Origin of the sequence: Ruegeria aquimaris (assembly GCF_025751555.1) — a bacterium.
Classification (GTDB): domain Bacteria; phylum Pseudomonadota; class Alphaproteobacteria; order Rhodobacterales; family Rhodobacteraceae; genus Ruegeria_B; species Ruegeria_B aquimaris.
Genome location: NZ_JAOWLB010000001.1, coordinates 429,755 through 448,182, shown reverse-complemented (window position 1 = coordinate 448,182; position 18,428 = coordinate 429,755). Strand labels below are relative to the sequence as shown.

Genomic DNA, 18,428 nt, shown 5'->3' with positions numbered 1-18,428 from the left:
GCCCGAAGGGCGCCGCTTTGCGTTCTTGCCGGGGCGATTATCCGGCGGCGCGTTTGTCGGGGCGGAAGCCGATCTGGCCGGAGGCGGTGAACAGGCCGTTGGCGGTCTTCTTCAGCTTGCCTTCGCGCAGAAGCTGGCCGAAGGAGCGCAGCCCGTCCTCGCGGTTGAACTCCTGATCGTCGAGCTGGCGCACCTTGTTCATCAGCTGCGGGCGCGAGAAATGGTCGCGGTTCTCGACAAAGGACATATAGGCGGCGGCCGCTTCGAGCAGTTCGTGCAACCCGCTGGCCCCGGTCTCGGCGACGAAATCGGCAAAGCTGCCTTCGACCGCCGCGGCGGGGGTGTCCTCGGTCACCAGGCTGGCGACGCGGCGCGGCAGGACCGGACCACGTGTCGCGGCTGCGCGGGGCGTGTCGATGCGCTGTTCGGCCACCAGTTTCAGCGGTGCCGGGCGTGCCTCTTCGCGGCTGCGCGGGGTCTGCGCCGTCGCCACCGGGCGGCGCGGGCGCACGACCTCGGCCAGATCGGTGCGATAGGCGTTGTCGTCGGTCTGGGTGCCAAAGGTGCCGCCAGCGGATTTCTCTGCCTTGGCGGCGGCTACGGCGCCGCGCATCTGCGAATAGGTTTCGCGGCCGCTCGACAATTCGGGATCGCCCAGCTTTTCGTCGGCGCGGGCCATCAGGCGCGAGACGTCATCCTCGTCGGTGTCGTCGTCTTCGTCGGCGACCTCGGCGGTGAGTTCCTCTTCGTCGTTACCGCCAAAGATCGAGGCATCGTCCGCTTCGAACCTTGCATCGTCGTCGGCTTCGTCGGTCTCGGCAAAGATCGAATCGCGGTCGTCGCCATCCTGTTCGTCGTCGCTGTCTTGTTCCGCGAAATATTCCGCTTCGACCGCCGCAAGCTCGCGCAGCAGGTCTTCTTCGTCCTCGGCGGACAGCGTGCCGGTGGTCTGGGGCTGCTCCGGGGCCTTGGGCTGTTCGATTTCGGCCCGTCTGACCTTGGCCACGCGGATGGTCGCGCTGGGCGCCGGGGCGGCAACCGGTTCGGCGACGATGGCCTCGTCTTCGTCATGCTCGTCGGCGGGGGCGACGGGGGCGGGGGTGACGGCCTCGTCCTGATCCTCGTCATAGATCTCATCATAGTCGGCATCGGCCTCGAGCGCGGCGGTGATATCCGCAACCGCATCGGACACCGTGGCCTCGGCCGAAACGGCATCGGCATGCTCGTCTTCGGAGAAGGCCTCTTCGATATGGGCGGCCTGTTCGTTGCGCGAGACCACGGCGCGGATGCGCTGCAGCTTGGCGGCAATCGAATCGGCGGCGGGCGGGGTCGGTTCCACCGGCTCGGCTTCGAATGCCTCTGCCTCGACCGGCTCGGTCTCGAAGGTCTCGGGCTCGGCCCATTCGGCGATTTCGGCCTCTTCCGTGGCGGTGTCCTGCGGCTCATCCTCGTCGATGACGTGGGCAGCGACGCTGGCCAGGATATCGGCCGCGTCATCTTCAACGGCCGCGGCGGCCTCGGCCTCGTCCGGTTGGGCGGCGGGCGCTTCGGTGACGGCCTCTTCCACGGTGGCTTCCGCTTGGGGCGCGGGTTGGACTTCGGCCTCCGCGACCGCTGCCTCCTCGACCACCGGCTCGGCGGGGGCTTCGACTTCGGCCTTGGGGGCGGGGTCCACGGCGGCGGCGGGGGCCACGGCAGCGGCGACAGGATCAGCCGCGCGCAGGACAATGCCGGTTGCGTCGCGCCGCGCCTCGACCTGGCGGGCGATCTCGCGCTGGGCGATGCGGGCCAGCATCTCGGCATCGGGTTGCGGCGGCTCAGCGCCGAAATAGCGGTCGTCGGCGGCCAGGTCCCTGAAGTACTCGGCAATGGCCTTCATCGTGTCGAAGGAGTCGTCGAACCCTTCGAGCGTGCAGGAGAACGTCCCATAGGAGACGGTCAAGACCTTGTTGTTCTGTACCATGGGATGCTCGTCCTCTACATAGTTGTGCCTAAGCGTTTACCATCCCTTGGGCGTCAATTTCGGCCCGATTCTGTGCAAATGAGCGTATCATTTTGTGACTACAATATGTCCTGTTTCCATAGAGGGCGACAATCCCGCCATGAAACTCGTGATTGTTGAGGCATCGGAACCAGTAACCCTGGTGGGCGGCGGTGAGGTCGGCGCTGGCGACCTGGAACTGGCGCTGGAGCGCGCCAGCACGCTGGTCGCGGCCGATAGTGGTGCGCTGGCGGCACTGGCGCAAGGGCGGATGCCCGACGCGGTGATCGGGGACATGGACAGCCTGCCGGCGCTGCACCGGGTGCATATCCCCGAGGAGCGTCTGCACCGGGTGGCCGAACAGGACAGCACCGATTTCGACAAGGCCCTGCGCCATATCGCGGCGCCGCTGGTGCTGGGCGTGGGGTTTCTGGGGGGACGCGTGGATCACCAGCTGGCGACGTTCAATGCGCTGGTGCGGCATGCGGATCGGCCTTGCGTGCTGATCGGCGCGGTCGAGGTGGTCTTTCATCTGCCGCCCCGGCTGGAGCTGGACCTGGTGCCCGGCGATGTTGTGTCCTTGTTTCCGCTGGCGCCGGTGACGGCGCGGTCCGCGGGACTGTTCTGGCCGCTGGAAGGGCTGAGGATGGCGCCCGACGGCCAGATCGGCACCTCGAACCGGGCGACCGGGCCGGTGGTGATCGAGGCGGACGGGCCGGGATTGCTGGCGATGGTGCCGCGCGGCGCGCTGGACGGGGTTATCCGCTGGTTCCTGTCGCCGCGCTGCGGGCGGTGGCCTGTTCGCGCAGAATGACATAGAGGCCCGCCGCCATGGTGATCAGGATGCCGAGCGCCGCCAGCCCGTTGGGCAGGTCACGGAAGATCAGCCAGCCGATGGCGGTGGCAACCGGGATTTCCAGATATTGCATCGGTGCCAGCGTGGCCGAGGGCGCATAGCGCAGCGACCAGGTCATCAGGAGATGCGCCGCCGTGCCGAGTACGCCGATGGCCAGAAGCAGCCAGAGTGTCGTGCCCGAGGCTGTTACCAGGGTCAGCGCCTCGACCCCGGCGGCGTGACCGATCAGCAGCACCGGCGTCAGCACCACGCAGGCCATGACGCCCGAGACCGCCTGAAGCGCGATCGGGTCGGTGTCCTTGGCCAGTTGCCGTGTGACCAGCATGAAAAGGGCAAAGACCACCGCCACTACAAGCGGCAGCAGGGCGGGCAGGCCGACCTCGGCAAAGCTGGGCTGGATCACCAGAAGCGTGCCGACAAAGCCCACGATACAGGCGCCAAGGCGGCGGGGGCCGACCTCTTCGCCCAGAACGTATTTGCCCAGCAGAAGCATGATGAAGGGCATGACAAAGGCGATGGCGATGGCATCGGCGAGTGGCAGATAGCGCAAGGCGGTGAACATCGCCCAGATGCCGGTGATATGCAGCGCGGTGCGCAGGGCGGTCAGGCGCAGGAGTCGCCCGCGCAACTGCCAGGGCCGCCCGGTGGCCTGGACCAGCGGGATCAGGACCAGCGCCTGAATGGCAAAGCGCACCAGCAACAGCTGCATGGTGGGCATGGTGCCGCCCAACAGTTTGGCCAGCGCATCGCCCATCGGGGCGAGCACGCAGAAGCCAAGCATCAGGACGATGCCCAGAAGGGGGCGGTCGGCGGTCATTGTGCGACGCTAGTTTCCCGGTCCGGGGGATACAAGCGCAACGTTTCTCACAGGAAGCGGAATTTTTGCAAAATTCCGCAACAGAAAATCTCAGATTTTCTGAGACATTTTCTGTTCCAGAAAATGGTGCCCGGCTCAGCAGTTGGGCACGTTGACCGCCAGTCCGCCCAGAGAGGTTTCCTTGTATTTCTCGTGCATGTCGGCGCCGGTCTGGCGCATGGTCTCGATCACCGCATCGAGCGGCACGAAATGCTTGCCGTCGCCGCGCAGGGCAAGGCTGGCGGCTGACACCGCCTTGATCGCGGCCAGACCGTTGCGTTCGATACAGGGCACCTGCACCAGACCCTTGACCGGATCGCAGGTCATGCCGAGGTGATGTTCCAGCGCGATCTCGGCCGCGTTTTCCACCTGTTCGGGCGTGCCGCCCATCACCGCGCAGAGACCCGCCGCCGCCATGGCGGCGGCGCTGCCGACCTCGGCCTGACATCCAGCCTCGGCGCCCGAGATCGAGGCGTTGTACTTGACCAGCCCGCCGATGGCGGCGGCGGTCAGCAGGAAATCCTCGACATGGCTGGGCGAGGCACCCGGCACGTGGTCGAGATAATAGCGCAGCACCGCGGGCAAGGTGCCCGCCGCGCCGTTGGTGGGGGCGGTCACCACCTGGCCACCGGCGGCGTTTTCCTCGTTCACCGCCATGGCATAGACGCTCATCCAATCGTTGATAGTGTGCGGCGCGTTCAGGTTCATGCCGCGTTCGGCCAAGAGTGAGTCATGGATGCCCTTGGCACGGCGGCGCACGTTGAGGCCGCCGGGCAGGATACCGTCGGTGGCCAGCCCACGTTCGATACAGTTGTTCATCACTTCCCAGAGCCGCGCGGTGCCCTTGGCGAAGGAGGTCTCGCAACCGCGCGCAATCTCGTTGGCGCGTTTCATCTGGGCGATGGATTTGCCCGAGGCGGCGGCCATCTCCAGCATCTCGGCGGCGGATTTGAACGGATAGGGCACCGGCGGGCCGTCATTGCTGTCCTTTCCTTGGGCCAGTTCTTCTTCGGTCAGGACAAAGCCGCCGCCGACCGAATAGAACACCTGCCGCAGGATCACGTCGCCCTGTGCGTCGGTGGCCATCAGGATCATGCCGTTGGCATGGCCCGGCAGGGCGTGGTCGTAGTCGAAGACCAGGTCGCGCTTGGGATCGAAGGCCAGCACCGGCAGCCCCTCGGGCGTCACCGTATGGGTGGCGTGGATCGCGGCCAGCGCCGCTTCGGCCTTGTCGTTGTCATAGCTGTCGGGGACAAAACCCGCGAGGCCGAGGATGGTGGCGCGGTCGGTGGCGTGACCCACACCCGTAAAGGCCAGCGAGCCATGCAGCGAGCCCTTGACCCCGTGGAAGGCGAAGGGCGACGCGCGCATCATGTCGAGAAAGCGCGCGGCGGCCACCATCGGCCCCATGGTGTGCGACGAGGACGGGCCGATGCCCACTTTGAACATGTCGAAGACGGAGAGGAACATATCAGGTAGCCGAACCTTCTGGCGGGTTTGCGTGACGGGGTGCGGTGAAGGGGGTGTCGCCCAGCCCCTCGGCCACTTGCGCGGCACGGGTGGCGGGACGGGTTTCCAGTGTCGCAAGGATGCGGTGCAGATGTGGCGTGTCGGTGGCGGCGAACCAGGAGCGGCCGCTGTCCTGGGGATAGAGCGCCAGCCAGCGCATCAGGCAAGCCAGATACCAGCTCAGAATGGATGGGGTGGCGGGCGACAGCCAATCCGGCGCCTCGGCGGCCACCGCGTCGAGCAGGGCCAGATGAGCGCGCAGGCGCGGGCGCAGGCCCGCGCGCAGGGTCTCGGTCTGCGCCTGGGCGATGTATTTGTCGGGATAGAACAGCATCCGCATATCCGCATGCAGCGTGTTCGAGGCGAAGAACAGCCATTTCAGGAAGGCACCGCGCGCCGGGTCAGCAGGCGCGGGGGCAAGTTTGCCATGCGTATCGGCAAGCCAGAGCAGGATGGCGGCGGTTTCAAAGATCGGGCCCTGTGGGGTTTCCAGCACCGGGATCAGCCCGGCGGGGTTGAGCGCGCGATAGGCGGCGCTGTCCTGCGCCCGGCTGGTGCGGTCCACCAGCATGGTTTCATAGGGCAGACCCATATCCTCCAGCGCCAGCCGGATCACCAGCGAGGCGTTGTCGGGGGCGTAATGCAGGCGATAGGGCGCGGTCATGCCCCCGATATAAGATGCACGGGCGATTCTGCATTCGCCGATTGCGACGTTTCCCATCGGAAACGCGTAAGCTTGTCGGGTGTCAGGGCTTTTGCGCCTGACAGACGAAATGGGTAAGCGAAAAGAAGAACCGCCCCGCGCGCGCCAGATCCTGTTGCTCCTGTGCCCAGGCGTTTGCCTCGACCTTTGGCATTGCACCGGTCTGGACGGCATAGGCGGTCATCAGGCGGATCATCATCGCGGCCAGCCCGTCCGGGCGCAGTTGCGTGTCGCAAAAGGCCAGCGGCGTCGTGCTGATCGCGCGAAACCCGGCCTCGGCCAGCAGCGCCGGGAGGCGCGCCGGAACATCGCGGCAGGCGATGTGGCGGTCCCAGATGCGGCACATCTCGACCATGTGCGCGGGTCGGTCGCTGTGCCAGGTCAGCGTATCCCAGTGCATGTCGCCGATCACCAGCCGTCCACCGGGTTTCAGCGCGCGAAAGAGTGCGCCGAGCGGCGGGCGCATGTCATCGAAATACTCGAACACCTGAAGCGAGACCGCGCCGTCAAGGCTCTCGTCGGCGCAGGGCAGGGCCTCGGCACGGCCCTTGAGGACCTCGACATTGGAGCGACCCGCGCAGCGGGTCCGTGCGAGGTCGAGCATGTCGGCGCTGGGATCGAGGCCCAGTACATGGCCGGTGTCGCCCACGGCGCGGGACAGGTCGAGTGTCAGCATCCCTGTACCGCAGCCCAGATCCAGCAGCCGGTCGCCCGGCGATGGCGCCAGCGCGTCGAAGCTGGCACGGCGGCGGCGGGTGATATCGGCGCCCTGATAGGCATCTTCCAGAACGCGGGCTGTGTCTTCGTCGAATTGCAGCATGTGCCCTGTCCCCGCTTCTGTCCTGTGCGATCATAGCATGGAAAGGGCGCGGGGCGGGAATCGGAGAGTGTTCCGACAGGTTCACCTGCCACGCGCGGAGCGGCGGCGGCGCAAGGCCAGACCGGCGCGCAGGTTCAGTGTTAGCAGGGTGATGTTGGTGGCACCCGCCAGAAGTTCCAGCGCCTGCACGACATAGAAGAGCGTGTCGAACTGACCGGCATTGGCGCGGATCGCGAGGAACACGGCGCTGGGCAGCAGGATCAGCAACCCGTTGGCGGCGATCATCTTCATCCGGGCGGATTTGGCGGCGACCTCGGGCAGGCGCCAGGCCTTGCCCAATGCGGCACCGGTGACGCCAGCGGTGGCCATGGCCGGGATCAGCAGCGCCATGCCGTAAAGGATCGCCGTCTTGACCTGCGCGATCTGGGCATGCGTTCCGAACAGCTCGACCAGCGCGGTCGAGGTCCAGAAACAGGTGATGGTGAGCAGGGCGATGGCACCGCTGAGCGCGTGCAGTTTGAGTTTCATCCTGGGTATCCAATTAAATAGCGTGCTATGTAAATAATGTTGCATAGCACGCTATGCAAGAGGTAGGTCGCAGGCATGGATCAGTTTCAGCACAATTCGGCCGGGTATCTGGCCAATCACATGGCACGGCTCTTTGCGGCGGGGCTGGCGCGGCGCATCCAGCCGATGGGGCTCGCCCCGGCACAGTTCATGGTGCTGCTGGAACTGTGGCACAGCGACGGGCGCACCCAGGCCGACCTGACGGCGGCGCTTGATGTCGAACAGGCGACCATGGCCAATACGCTCAAGCGGATGGAGCGGGACGGGCTGATCCGTCGCTTGCCATCCGAGGAGGATCGCCGCGCCCGGCTGATCCATCTGACCGACCGCGCTCGGGCGCTCGAGGCAGAGGCCAAGGCGGCGGCGGGGGCGCAGAACGCGCTGGCGCTGGCGGGGCTGGACGAGGCCGAGCGCGCGACATTCACCGCACTGATGCGCCGGGTGATCGGCAATATGCAGCGGGGCTGAGGCGCGGGGGGCCGGATTTGGTCTCGCAGTCGGGCGGGGCGTTGCGTATAACGCTGGCAATCATCGACAGGGGATGCTGCCATGACCGGAGAACTCTCGCCCATCGACAAGGCGAAATTCGTTGCCGCTAAACGTGCGGCAGACATGGTCGAGGATGGGATGCGCGTGGGTCTGGGCACCGGCTCGACCGCGGCCTGGCTGGTGCGCTGCCTGGGCGACATGGTGCGCAAGGAAGGGTTGAAGATGCGCGGGGTTCCGACCTCGACCCGGACGGCGCAGCTGGCGCGCGAGGTGGGGATCGAGATCATCACGCTGGACGAGGCGCGCTGGCTGGATATCACCATCGACGGGGCGGACGAGTTCGATGGCGACCTGAACCTGATCAAGGGTGGCGGCGGCGCGCTGCTTCAGGAAAAGATTGTGGCGACCGCGTCCGACCAGATGGTGGTGATTGCCGATGTCGGCAAGGAGGTGAGCCGCCTGGGCGCCTTTCCCCTGCCGGTCGAGGTGATCCCCTTTGGCTGGCAGACCACCCAGGCGCTGATCGAGGAGACGCTGATCTCGATGGATGTGCTGGGGCGGACGGCGACCTTGCGGATGAACGGCGACACGCCGTTCATCACCGACGAGGGCAATCATATCCTGGACCTGCACCTGCAACGGATCGGCAATGCCCGTCAGGTGGCGCTGGTACTGAACCAGATCCCCGGCGTGGTGGAAAACGGCCTCTTCATCGACATTTGCGATACCGTGGTGTTGGGCCATGGCGACGGGCGGGTGGAAATCCGCGACATCAACCAGGGCACGGTGGAACATGACCGGCTGGATTTTGTCGAAAGCGACAACCTGTTCACCGATCTGGCGGACTAGAGACGCGCTCACGCGGACGTGAGCCATGTTGTTTTGGGGCCGAGGGGCCATATCTGAACGGTTCACCGCGCCGCGACGCGCAAGAGACAAGCGGCCCCGCGAACAGGCGGCGGCAGGAAAGCGAGACAGGCTCATGAGTTTTGATTACGATCTTTTTGTCATCGGCGGCGGTTCGGGCGGCGTGCGCGCGGCACGCGTGGCGGCGGGCGAGACCGGGGCAAAGGTGGCGCTGGCCGAAGAGGACCGCTATGGCGGCACCTGCGTGATCCGGGGCTGCGTGCCGAAAAAGCTGATGGTCTTTGCCAGCGAATATGCCGGCATGGTCGAGGATGCGCAGGCCTATGGCTGGGACATCCAGCCGGGCGCGTTCGACTGGGACGTGTTTCGCGGCAAGCTGTACAAAGAGCTGGACCGGTTGGAAGGCGTCTATCGTAACATCCTGAAGAACAACGGGGTCGAGACCTTCGACACCCGCGCGCGGCTGGTCGATGCCCATACGGTCGAACTGTCCGACGGCATCCGCAAGAGCGCGAAACACATCCTGATCGCCACCGGTGGCCGTCCGGTCAAGCCCGAGATCAAGGGCGCCGAGCTGGGCATCACCTCGAACGAGATCTTCCATCTGGAGAAGCTGCCCGAGCGGATGCTGATCGTCGGCGGCGGTTATATCGCCTGTGAATTCGCGGGCATCATGAACGGTATGGGCGTCGAGGTGACCCAGTATTATCGCGGCGCGCAGATCCTGCGCGGCTTCGATGACGAGGCGCGCGGGCTGGTCAGCGAGGAGATGTGCCAGAACGGCATCAAGCTGCATCTGGGCACCAATGTGCTGGAGATGGAACGCGAGGGTGACCGGATCCGGGTCAAGGCCACCAATGGCGACGAAGAGCTGTTTGACCAGGTGATGTTCGCCACCGGCCGGGTGCCCAATGCCGACGATCTGGGGCTTGAGGGGCTGGGCGTCGAGCTGGGCCGCAAGGGGCAGATCGTGGTGGATGAGTACAGCCAGACCGCCGTGCCCTCGATCTATGCCATCGGGGATGTGACCGACCGGGTCAACCTGACGCCGGTGGCGATCCGCGAGGGCATGGCCTTTGTCGATACTGTGTTCCGAGGCAAGCCGACGCCGGTCGATCACGCGCTGATCCCGACCGCGATCTTTACCCAGCCCGAGATGGGCACGGTGGGCTTGAGCGAGGAGGAAGCGGCGGCGCAAGAGCCGGTCGAAATCTATGCGACCTCGTTCAAGCCGATGCAGACCGCCTTTGCCGGTCGCAGCCAGCGGGTGCTGATGAAACTGATCGTGTCCAAGGCCAACCGCCGCGTTCTGGGCTGCCATATCGTGGCGCCGGGCGCGGGCGAAATGATCCAGTTGGTCGGTATCGCGGTAAAAATGGGGGCGACCAAGGAAGATTTCGACCGGACGGTTGCGGTTCACCCGGTAATGGCCGAAGAACTGGTCACCCTGCGGCAACCGGTCCGCAGCGCTTGAATTGACGGGCAAAATGCTCACGTTAGGGGCAATGCCGGTAACGGTAGTTTGAACAACAAGGGGAAAAACGACATATGGCGGGCAACTCAGGTGGCCCCTGGGGGGGCGGAGGCTCTTCCGGCGGCGGCGGCGACAGAGGAAACAATGGCGGCAAGAGGCCGCCCGACGGCGATGGCCCGCAGATCCCCGAGATCGACGAACTGATGAAAAAGGGTCAGGAGCAGCTGCGCGTGCTGATGGGCGGGCGTGGCGGCAGCGGCCGGGGCGGCAATGGCCGTGGCACCGGTGGCGGTGGCGGTCCGGCCTTTACCCGGGGTACCGTGGGCCTGGGCCTGGTGGTTGCGCTTGGCCTTTGGGGCATGGCGAGCTTCTATACCGTCAAACCCGAAGAACAGTCGGTCGAACTGTTTCTGGGCGAGTTTTCCGGCATCGGTACCGAGGGTCTGAACTTTGCCCCCTGGCCACTGGTCACCGCCGAGGTGATCCCGGTCAAGGTCGAGCAGACCGAGACCATCGGCTCGGGCGGGCGCGGCAGCGATGCCGGGCTGATGTTGACCGGGGACGAGAACATCGTCGATATCGACTTCCAAGTGGTGTGGAACATCAGCGATCCGGCCAACTTCCTGTTCAATCTGCGCGACCCGCGTCAGACCATTCAGGCGGTGTCGGAATCGGCCATGCGCGAGATCATCGCGCAATCGGAGCTGGCGCCGATTCTCAACCGTGACCGTGCGGTGATCGCCGAACGGCTGGAAGAGCTAATCCAGCTGACGCTGGACAGCTACAATTCGGGCATCAACATCGTCCGGGTCAACTTTGACGGGGCCGACCCGCCAGAGCCGGTCAAGGATGCCTTCCGCGAGGTGCAGTCGGCGGGTCAGGAACGCGACCGGCTGGAGAAACAGGCCGATGCCTATGCCAACACGGTTCTTGCCGGGGCGCGCGGTGAAGCGGCGCAGGTGCTGGAAGAGGCCGAAGGTTATCGCGCCCGCGTGGTGAACGAAGCGCAGGGTGAGGCCAGCCGTTTCTCGGCGGTTCTGGAGGAATACCTCAAGGCGCCGGATGTCACTCGCAAACGTCTGTATCTGGAGCGGATGGAACAGGTGCTGGGCGATATCGACAAGGTGATCCTGGATAGCGACGGTGCGGGCAGTCAGGGCGTGGTGCCCTATCTGCCGCTTAACGAGCTGCGCAAATCCGGCGACAAGGAGAACAACTGATGCGGAAATCGACCTTTCTCCTGCCTGTTGTCGTGGTGCTGATCGCGCTGGGCCTGTCGTCGCTGTTCATCGTGGACGAGCGTGAAAAGGCGCTGGTGCTGCAATTCGGCCGGGTGATCGACGTCAAGGAAGAGCCGGGACTGGCCTTCAAGATCCCGCTCATTCAGGAAGTGGTGCGTTATGACGACCGCATCCTGAGCCGTGAGGTTGGGCCGCTGGAAGTCACCCCGCTGGACGACCGCCGTCTGGTGGTCGACGCCTTTGCCCGCTATCGCATCACCGATGTGCGGCAGTTCCGTCAGGCCGTGGGTGCCGGTGGCATCGCCACCGCCGAGACGCGGCTCGATTCGATCCTGCGCGCCAAGACGCGCGAGATCCTGGGTTCGGTCAGCTCGAACGACATCCTGAGTTCGGACCGCGCCGCGCTGATGCTGCGCATCCGCAACGGCGCCATCGCCGAGGCGCGCGATCTGGGGCTCGAGGTGATCGACGTGCGGTTGAAACGCACCGACCTGCCCGAGGCCAACCTGAACGCCACCTTCGCCCGGATGCGGGCGGAACGTGAACGCGAAGCCGCCGACGAGGTGGCGCGCGGGAACGAGGCGGCGCAGCGGATCAGGGCGCAGGCCGACCGGACCGTGGTCGAGCTGGTGTCAGAGGCACGCCGCGAGGCCGAGATCGCCCGAGGCGAGGCCGACGCGCAGCGGAACGCGATCTTTGCCGACGCCTTTGGCAAGGACCCGGAGTTCTTCGAGTTCTACCGCTCGCTGTCGGCCTATGAAAAGGCGCTTCGGGGTGGCAACAGCTCGATGGTGATGAGCCCGGATTCGGAGTTCTTCAACTATCTGAATTCGCCTTTGGGCGCCTCGAACTAGGCCGCAAGGGATAGACATGGAAAGGGCCGGTACGATGTATCGGCCCTTTTTGCATTCTCCCGACAGTTGTCTTGATCCAGAGGCGCGAATGCCGTCAAATGCCCTGAAACCGGAATTTGGGGTCTGAAATGCGATTGATTTTTGCCTGTTTGACTATCCTTGCTCTCGGTACTCCTGCGCTGGCGGAACCCGTGATCGTGCTGGGCGATACCACCTACAAGACCTTTGGCAAGCGGGTCTCGGTCAGCAGTATCGTGCGCCTGGCCACGATCACCGGCGACCGCGCCAGCATGAGCGCCACACGTGCCTATCTGCCGGCGGGCAAGATCCTGCTGGTGGCGCGCAACCCGCTTTGCGCCAAGCCATCGCTCGATCAGTGGTGCTTTGCCGTCACCCAGGATGGTCTGCCGGTATTTGCGCGGACCGACGGCACGGGCTTTTTCAATGCCGACGCCTATGAAGGGTTCATCGCCGTGGCGCTGCGCGAGGGTGTGGTGGAAACCACCGACGGGCGGCAGCTGATATACAGCAGCTCGGAGCGCTATCAGGTGGTCGATTACAGCGAGGATACCGTGACGCTGGCCGTCGGCCCGGAAAATCAGAAGCCGGGATTCGATGCCGCGACCACGGTCGAGATTCCGCGCGAGGACAGCGATTTTGTCTTTGTCGATACCGACGAGTTGCGCAGCGACACCAGCTATGCGCCGATCCGGCCGCTGAGCCGGGGCGATGCACTGGCCCGGCTGGCGCAGGATATCATCGATCTGGATATCGACGCGCAAAGCTTCAGCCAGGCGCGCGATTTCTTCGAGCGGCTGCTGGTCGAGGAGAAGAATTGCAGCGACGAGATCACCCTGGAGCAGACCGCCGGTGCCGAACTGGCGGTGGAAGTGGGGGGCATGCTTTCGGCCATTGACGCCAAGTTGCAGATCACCGCGTCTTATTCCAAAAGCACCAGCTATCCCAAGGGAACGCAGATGCGCGCGCTGCGCTATGTGCAGGATCTGCACGGCGAGGGCGCGCGTTTCTTTGAGATCTGGGAGCGGCTGAACCATGAGGACGAGAGCTGCAAGGGGGTGATCTCGGCCCGGCTGACCGGGTCAGACGATGCCGAACGCGGCGGCGAAAGCGGCGAGATCACCTCTGAATCGGCGCGTCAGCTGGGGCTGGGGGTCAGCGAGAGCCGCAAGTTCCCCTCGTATTCCTGCGACCGGGAGTATTTCACCGCGCTCGATCACCTGACCTCGGCGGATGGGCGTCTGTCGCAGGCGGCAGCCGAACTGCTGGTGACCTATGTGATGCGATATCAGAGCAAGGGAGGCATCAAGACCTGCCTCAATGAAGGTGGTACGGGATGAGCGGATTGGTGCTGTTGGCGCTGGGTCTGGTGCTGATCGCCGAGGGCGCGGTCTATGCGCTGGCGCCGGGCATGGTGGAACGGCTGCTGGAGATCCTGCGGAGCCTGCCGCTGGCGGCGCGGCGGCAGACCGGTCTCTTGAGCATGGTTCTGGGGCTGATACTCGTCTGGGGCGCCTATCGGATCGGGTTTTGACCGATTGCCGGAGCTATGAGGTCATTTCTCTGCGATCCCGAGTTGCGGGCGGTCTGAAACCGACTACATTGTGCGCGAGAAACAATCGGCCCGGACCCGTGGGCCGACAAGCAGGTTGGTGACAAGGAGGCCTCCAGTGCAGCCAAAGGCACGCAGTATTTCCGTGGCGCGGGACAACAGGATCACCAACGCAAGGCTGATGGCGCTTGCGTTGCTGACTGTCTTGTTCGTGCTGGTGCAGACGCTCATGGCCGTGGCGCGGCCTGAAAGCCTGGCGCCGCTGGCCGAGAAGGTCAGCCCGGCGGTGGTCAATATCACCACCTCGACCCTGATCGAAGGCCGGTCGGGGCCGCAGGGGATCGTTCCCGAAGGCTCGCCCTTCGAGGACTTTTTTCGCGACTTTCAGGATCGCAACGGCGACAACAACCGGCCGCGCCGCAGTTCCGCGCTGGGCTCGGGGTTCGTGATTTCCGAGGACGGCTATATCGTCACCAACAATCACGTGATCGCCGAGGCCGACGAAATCCTGATCGAGTTCTTTCCTGGTGATGGGCAGCCCGCCAAGGAACTGCCCGCCAAGGTGATCGGCACTGATGAGAAGACCGATATCGCCTTGTTGAAGGTCGAGGCATCGAACCCGCTGAAATTCGTCAAGTTCGGCAATTCAGACACCATGCGCGTGGGCGATTGGGTGATTGCCATGGGTAACCCGCTGGGTCAGGGATTCTCGGTGAGTGCCGGGATCGTCTCGGCCCGCAACCGGGCGCTGAGCGGCAGCTATGACGATTACATCCAGACCGACGCGGCGATCAACCGGGGTAACTCGGGCGGGCCGCTGTTCAACATGGAGGGCGAGGTGATCGGGGTGAACACCGCGATCCTGTCGCCCAATGGCGGCTCGATCGGCATTGGTTTCTCGATGGCCTCGAACGTGGTGACCAAGGTCGTGGACCAACTGCGCCAGTACGGCGAGACCCGTCGCGGCTGGCTGGGCGTCCGCATTCAGGACGTGACCGATGACATGGCCGAGGCGATGGGCCTGGCCAAGGCCGGTGGCGCGCTGATCAGCGACGTGCCGGATGGCCCGGCGAAAGAGGCGGGCCTGAAGGCGGGCGACGTGATCGTGAGCTTTGACGGCGCCGAGGTCAGCGATACCCGCGATCTGGTGCGCCGCGTGGGAGAGACCGAGGTCGGCAAATCGGTGCGCGTGGTGGTGCAGCGCGACGGCAGCACCCAGACGGTGCTGGTCACGCTGGGTCGGCGCGAGGATGCCGAGCGGAGTGAAAACGCCCAAACCGGTGGTGAAGAGGCCAAGCCGGAAGCCAGTGAACAAGTGTTCCTGGGCCTGACCGTCAGCACGCTGACCGACGAGATGCGCGCGGAACTGGGCCTTGCCGAAGATGCCACCGGGCTGGTGATCACCAATGTCGACGAGACCGCGGAGGCCTTTGAGAAAGGCCTGCGCGCGGGCGATCTGATCACCGAGGCGGGCCAGCAGAAGGTCACCACGCTGTCCGATCTGGAGGCGCGCATCGACGAGGCCCGCGAGGCCGGGCGCAAGTCGCTGTTGTTGCTGGTGCGTCGCGGCGGCGAACCGCGCTTTGTGGCGCTGGGTCTCGGCAACTGAGCCAGAGGGCAAGGCAAGTCAGGGACGGCCGGGGATTTCCCGGCCGTCTTCCGTTGTGAGGGAGGGCAGGATGCAGGTGGATCTTCTGAACGAGGTGCTGGAGCAGGAAACGCGGGTCTGGCAGGCGCTGGTATCGGGCGATGGCGCGGCGGATGCGGCATTGCTGTCGCCCGAGTTCCTGGGGGTCTATTCCGATGGCTTTGCGGGGCGCGACGCCCATGCAGGTCAACTGGCGGATGGCCCGACCGTGGCCAGCTTCGAGCTGTCGGACGCGCGGGTGATCGAGCTGGGCCCGGATTGTGCGGTGCTCAGCTATGCGGCGCGGTTCCGGCGTGTCGGACGTGATCGCGACGAACGGATGTATGTCAGCTCGATCTGGCGGCGGCAGGCGGGGGGTTGGATCAACCTGTTCAGCCAGGACACACCGGCGGTTGACTGACCGGTAAGGAAAAAGAGCCATGTGCCGAGGCACATGGCTCAAGTCAGGTAAGAGGCGGGTATAGGACGGAACACTGGGGATGCTCCCCCGACCTCAGGACGGTAACCACGGACACTTTGGCCGCTCGGGCCGAGTCGGTGCTGTGATCCATGTCACAACCTGCGGAAATTTTTCAGAACCGGTCGAGATCGGCCAAGGCTTCGAGCGTCGGGACATCCCGGATCGAGACATGGCCGCGGGTCACGTCGACAATGCCCTGGCGTTTCCACACCGCGAGCGTCTTGGACACCGCCTCGCGGGTGGCACCGACATATTCCGCCAGTTCCGCCTGCGACAGGCGCACCGCGCCGGTCTGCGCGCCCTGGCGGGGGGCGAGGTGCAGAAGCTTGCGCGCCACCCGCGTGGAGACCGGAAGGAACACCTGTTCGTTCAACTGCCGTCCCATCCACCGCATCCGCTGACCGGCCAGGCGGATCATGTCGATGGCCAGTTCGGGGTGATGGCACAATTCGCGCAGGACATCGGCACTGAGAACCCGCAGCAGCCGCGCGGGCTCGGTGGCGGTCACCGTGGCGGTGCGGGTGCCCGGATCGAACAGGGCGATCTCGCCAAAGACGGCACCGGGTGCGAGCAGGTCGAGCGACAGCTTGCGCCCGTCGAACGACAGGATGGAGACCTCCATCGCCCCGTCGATCACGGCATAGAGCGCATCGCCGGTATCGCCCTGCTCGAAGAGAACTTCCCCGCGCGCAAGCCGCACCTCGCTGGCCTGGGCGGCCAGCATCTGCCGCAGCCGGGGCGATGCTTCGGCCAGAAAACCACTGTAGGGCAGGGATATCATGGGTACCGGATCTCCTCGACCATTGGTCTAAGAGGTGGCCGCGTCACAATCAAGTGAGGACGGGGCGGTGGCGGCCTGCGGGGGCGGCCGCGACCGCCGAGCCCAACGGGCGCCGCGCCGCCGCAGGCGGTTCGGCAACGGGCGGGAGCACCCCGCCCGAGGGTCAGTTCTCGCCCTCTTCGGGGTCGATCATGTGGCTCTGGAGCAGCCCGAATTGCAGCATGATGAATCCCATCAGAGCGATGGGAAAGCCAAAGGTCTCGATCTTGACCCAGAGGTCGGTCGACAGCGTGCGCCAGACCGCCTCGTTGGCCAGGGCCAGCAGGGTGAAGGCGGCGCAGAGGCGGCGGGTCAGGATCATCCAGCCTTCGTCGCGCATCGGCAGCACGTCGCCCAGCACATAAGCCAGGTAAGAGCGCCCGCGCATGAGGCCGATCCCCAGCAGGATGGCAAAGACACCGTAGACCAGCGTTGTCTTCATCTTGAAGAACCGCTCGTCATTGAACCAGGCGGTGAGCCCGCCGAAAAAGATCACCATGAAGGCGGTGAAGATCTGCATCCGGCTGAGCTTGCCCGTCAGTCCCCAGAGCACGGCAATGGCCACCAGCAGGATCGGGACAAAGAGCAAGGTGGCGACGATGAAACCCGAATACTCGGTCCCGCCCAGGCTGAACGTGTCCTCCCTGAGCCGCAGGTAGATCAGGAAGAAGGCCACGGTAGGGCCCAGTTCCAGCACCTGCTTGATGATCGGGTTGATATCCTTTTGCGCCGTCATTCTGCCCTTGTCCGTTCTTTCAGCTTCCAAACTCAACTATCACCGCACCGGCTGCGATCAACCCCATCAGGGCAATCCGGCGCGGTCCAACCGTCTCTTTCAGCACCAGCCAGCCGATCAGCGCGGCAAACACGGTCGAGGTTTCGCGCAGCACGGCGGCCTCGCCCACCTTGTCGAGCCTTGTGGCCAGCATGATGGCGCCGAAGGAGAGAAAGGCGGTAATGCCTCCGGCAAAGCCGCGCAGGATCAGAGGGCCGGGGGCGGGCCGGTGGATCATCGACCGCCAGCGCAGGCCCGCGATGACCGGAAACACCAGCCCGTCGATCAGAAAGAACCAGGCCAGAAAGGTGAACGGGTCGGCGGTGGCGCGGATGCCATAGGCGTCATAGGTGGTGTAGAGCGCCACAAAGAGGCCGGTGATCGCCGCCAGACCCAGCGCGGGGATCAGCGTTTCTCGCGCGGTGTCGAGAAAGATCATATTGTAGACTGCCAGCCCGAAGATCCCCGCCAGGAGCACCGCCACGCCCAGCCATTGCAGCCCGGTAAAGGTTTCGCCAAACAGCAGGTAGGCGCCGATCACGGTAAACAGCGGCCCGGTGCCGCGCACCACCGGATAGACCACCGTATAGGCGCCCCGGGTATAGGCCATGGCCTGAAACAGCTTGTAGAAGACATGGATCAGCCAGGCGGTGGCGAAGATGAGCCACATATGCGGTTCCGGCCAGGGCACGACGAAGAGCGCAAAGGGCGCGGCCATCAGCGCATAGGCGCCGTCGATGGCGCCCCGGCTGAGCCAGGGATCGTGCCGACCCTTTTGAAGCGCGCCAAAGACCGCGTGCAGAAAGGCCGCCATCAAGGCCAGCCCCAGCGCCAGATCGTGACCGGCGGCGGTACCTTCGAGCGAGACGAGCCAGCTGCTCATGATCGCGGGGGAGTGTTCCGGGGCCAGCGCCGGGGGGCTGTCTGCCCCCCGGACC

General features: G+C 65.1%; 19 protein-coding genes. 10 read left to right on the top strand and 9 right to left on the bottom strand.

The features are described 5' to 3' along the window. Window positions 1-37: 37 nt before the first annotated feature. Window positions 38-1,963, bottom strand: a complete 1,926-nt coding sequence (locus tag OE747_RS02230) for a hypothetical protein (RefSeq protein ID WP_263826975.1) — start codon at window positions 1,961-1,963, stop codon at window positions 38-40. A gap of 139 nt (window positions 1,964-2,102) precedes the next feature. Between OE747_RS02230 and OE747_RS02225 the strand changes: the two genes are divergently transcribed. Further along, window positions 2,103-2,795 (top strand): thiamine diphosphokinase, encoded by a 693-nt coding sequence (locus tag OE747_RS02225; protein WP_263826974.1) that lies wholly within the window; start codon window positions 2,103-2,105, stop codon window positions 2,793-2,795. On the opposite strand, the gene OE747_RS02220 is transcribed toward OE747_RS02225, so the two are convergent. From OE747_RS02220 to OE747_RS02200, 5 genes are all read right to left on the bottom strand, one after another. Further along, the gene (locus OE747_RS02220) at window positions 2,740-3,654 is read right to left on the bottom strand and encodes a DMT family transporter (RefSeq protein WP_263826973.1); all 915 of its coding nucleotides are present in this window, start codon (window positions 3,652-3,654) and stop codon (window positions 2,740-2,742) included. The two genes, OE747_RS02225 and OE747_RS02220, sit on opposite strands and share 56 nt — an antisense overlap. A gap of 135 nt (window positions 3,655-3,789) precedes the next feature. Continuing rightward, window positions 3,790-5,163 (bottom strand): L-serine ammonia-lyase, encoded by a 1,374-nt coding sequence (locus OE747_RS02215; protein WP_263826972.1) that lies wholly within the window; start codon window positions 5,161-5,163, stop codon window positions 3,790-3,792. A gap of 1 nt (window position 5,164) precedes the next feature. Beyond that, the gene (locus OE747_RS02210; protein WP_263826971.1) at window positions 5,165-5,866 is read right to left on the bottom strand and encodes a glutathione S-transferase family protein; all 702 of its coding nucleotides are present in this window, start codon (window positions 5,864-5,866) and stop codon (window positions 5,165-5,167) included. 82 nt (window positions 5,867-5,948) lie between these two features. Then, window positions 5,949-6,725: a methyltransferase domain-containing protein gene (locus OE747_RS02205; protein ID WP_263826970.1), complete on the bottom strand. Its 777-nt coding sequence runs from the start codon at window positions 6,723-6,725 to the stop codon at window positions 5,949-5,951. Between the two features lie 81 nt (window positions 6,726-6,806). Then, window positions 6,807-7,253, bottom strand: coding sequence for a hypothetical protein (locus tag OE747_RS02200; RefSeq protein ID WP_263826969.1), 447 nt, complete (start codon window positions 7,251-7,253; stop codon window positions 6,807-6,809). A 75-nt stretch (window positions 7,254-7,328) separates the two neighbouring features. On the opposite strand from OE747_RS02200, the gene OE747_RS02195 reads away from it, so the two are divergent. From OE747_RS02195 to OE747_RS02155, 9 genes are all read left to right on the top strand, one after another. Further along, entirely contained in the window at window positions 7,329-7,760 is a 432-nt protein-coding gene (locus OE747_RS02195) for a MarR family winged helix-turn-helix transcriptional regulator (RefSeq protein WP_263826968.1), read from the top strand. Window positions 7,761-7,841: 81 nt separating this feature from the next. Then, window positions 7,842-8,630, top strand: a complete 789-nt coding sequence (rpiA, locus tag OE747_RS02190) for a ribose-5-phosphate isomerase RpiA (protein WP_164132394.1) — start codon at window positions 7,842-7,844, stop codon at window positions 8,628-8,630. Between the two features lie 133 nt (window positions 8,631-8,763). Beyond that, a complete protein-coding gene (gene gor, locus OE747_RS02185; protein WP_263826967.1) occupies window positions 8,764-10,122 on the top strand; it encodes a glutathione-disulfide reductase in 1,359 nt (452 codons plus the stop codon). A 74-nt stretch (window positions 10,123-10,196) separates the two neighbouring features. Next, complete coding sequence (hflK, locus tag OE747_RS02180; RefSeq protein ID WP_263826966.1) at window positions 10,197-11,342, top strand: FtsH protease activity modulator HflK; 1,146 nt, start codon at window positions 10,197-10,199, stop codon at window positions 11,340-11,342. Beyond that, a complete protein-coding gene (gene hflC / locus OE747_RS02175) occupies window positions 11,342-12,217 on the top strand; it encodes a protease modulator HflC (protein ID WP_263826965.1) in 876 nt (291 codons plus the stop codon). Before hflK ends, hflC begins: the two co-directional genes overlap by 1 nt. A 128-nt stretch (window positions 12,218-12,345) precedes the next feature. Next, window positions 12,346-13,575, top strand: coding sequence for a hypothetical protein (locus OE747_RS02170; RefSeq protein ID WP_263826964.1), 1,230 nt, complete (start codon window positions 12,346-12,348; stop codon window positions 13,573-13,575). Then, window positions 13,572-13,769, top strand: a complete 198-nt coding sequence (locus tag OE747_RS02165) for a DUF2065 domain-containing protein (protein WP_263826963.1) — start codon at window positions 13,572-13,574, stop codon at window positions 13,767-13,769. Before OE747_RS02170 ends, OE747_RS02165 begins: the two co-directional genes overlap by 4 nt. 136 nt (window positions 13,770-13,905) lie before the next feature. Continuing rightward, the gene (locus OE747_RS02160; RefSeq protein WP_263826962.1) at window positions 13,906-15,396 is read left to right on the top strand and encodes a DegQ family serine endoprotease; all 1,491 of its coding nucleotides are present in this window, start codon (window positions 13,906-13,908) and stop codon (window positions 15,394-15,396) included. Between the two features lie 70 nt (window positions 15,397-15,466). After that, window positions 15,467-15,835, top strand: coding sequence for a nuclear transport factor 2 family protein (locus tag OE747_RS02155; RefSeq protein WP_263826961.1), 369 nt, complete (start codon window positions 15,467-15,469; stop codon window positions 15,833-15,835). Window positions 15,836-16,007: 172 nt separating this feature from the next. Here the strand turns inward: OE747_RS02155 and OE747_RS02150 are convergent, their stop codons facing one another. The 3 genes from OE747_RS02150 to OE747_RS02140 all read right to left on the bottom strand — a co-directional run bounded on the left by OE747_RS02150 (window position 16,008) and on the right by OE747_RS02140 (window position 18,373). Further along, window positions 16,008-16,676: a Crp/Fnr family transcriptional regulator gene (locus OE747_RS02150; RefSeq protein WP_263826960.1), complete on the bottom strand. Its 669-nt coding sequence runs from the start codon at window positions 16,674-16,676 to the stop codon at window positions 16,008-16,010. Between the two features lie 163 nt (window positions 16,677-16,839). Beyond that, window positions 16,840-17,451 carry an inner membrane-spanning protein YciB gene (locus OE747_RS02145; RefSeq protein ID WP_263826959.1) on the bottom strand — a complete coding sequence of 204 codons (612 nt, stop codon included), beginning with the start codon at window positions 17,449-17,451 and terminating at the stop codon, window positions 16,840-16,842. A gap of 19 nt (window positions 17,452-17,470) precedes the next feature. Further along, window positions 17,471-18,373, bottom strand: coding sequence for a DMT family transporter (locus tag OE747_RS02140; protein WP_263826958.1), 903 nt, complete (start codon window positions 18,371-18,373; stop codon window positions 17,471-17,473). Window positions 18,374-18,428: the final 55 nt, after the last annotated feature.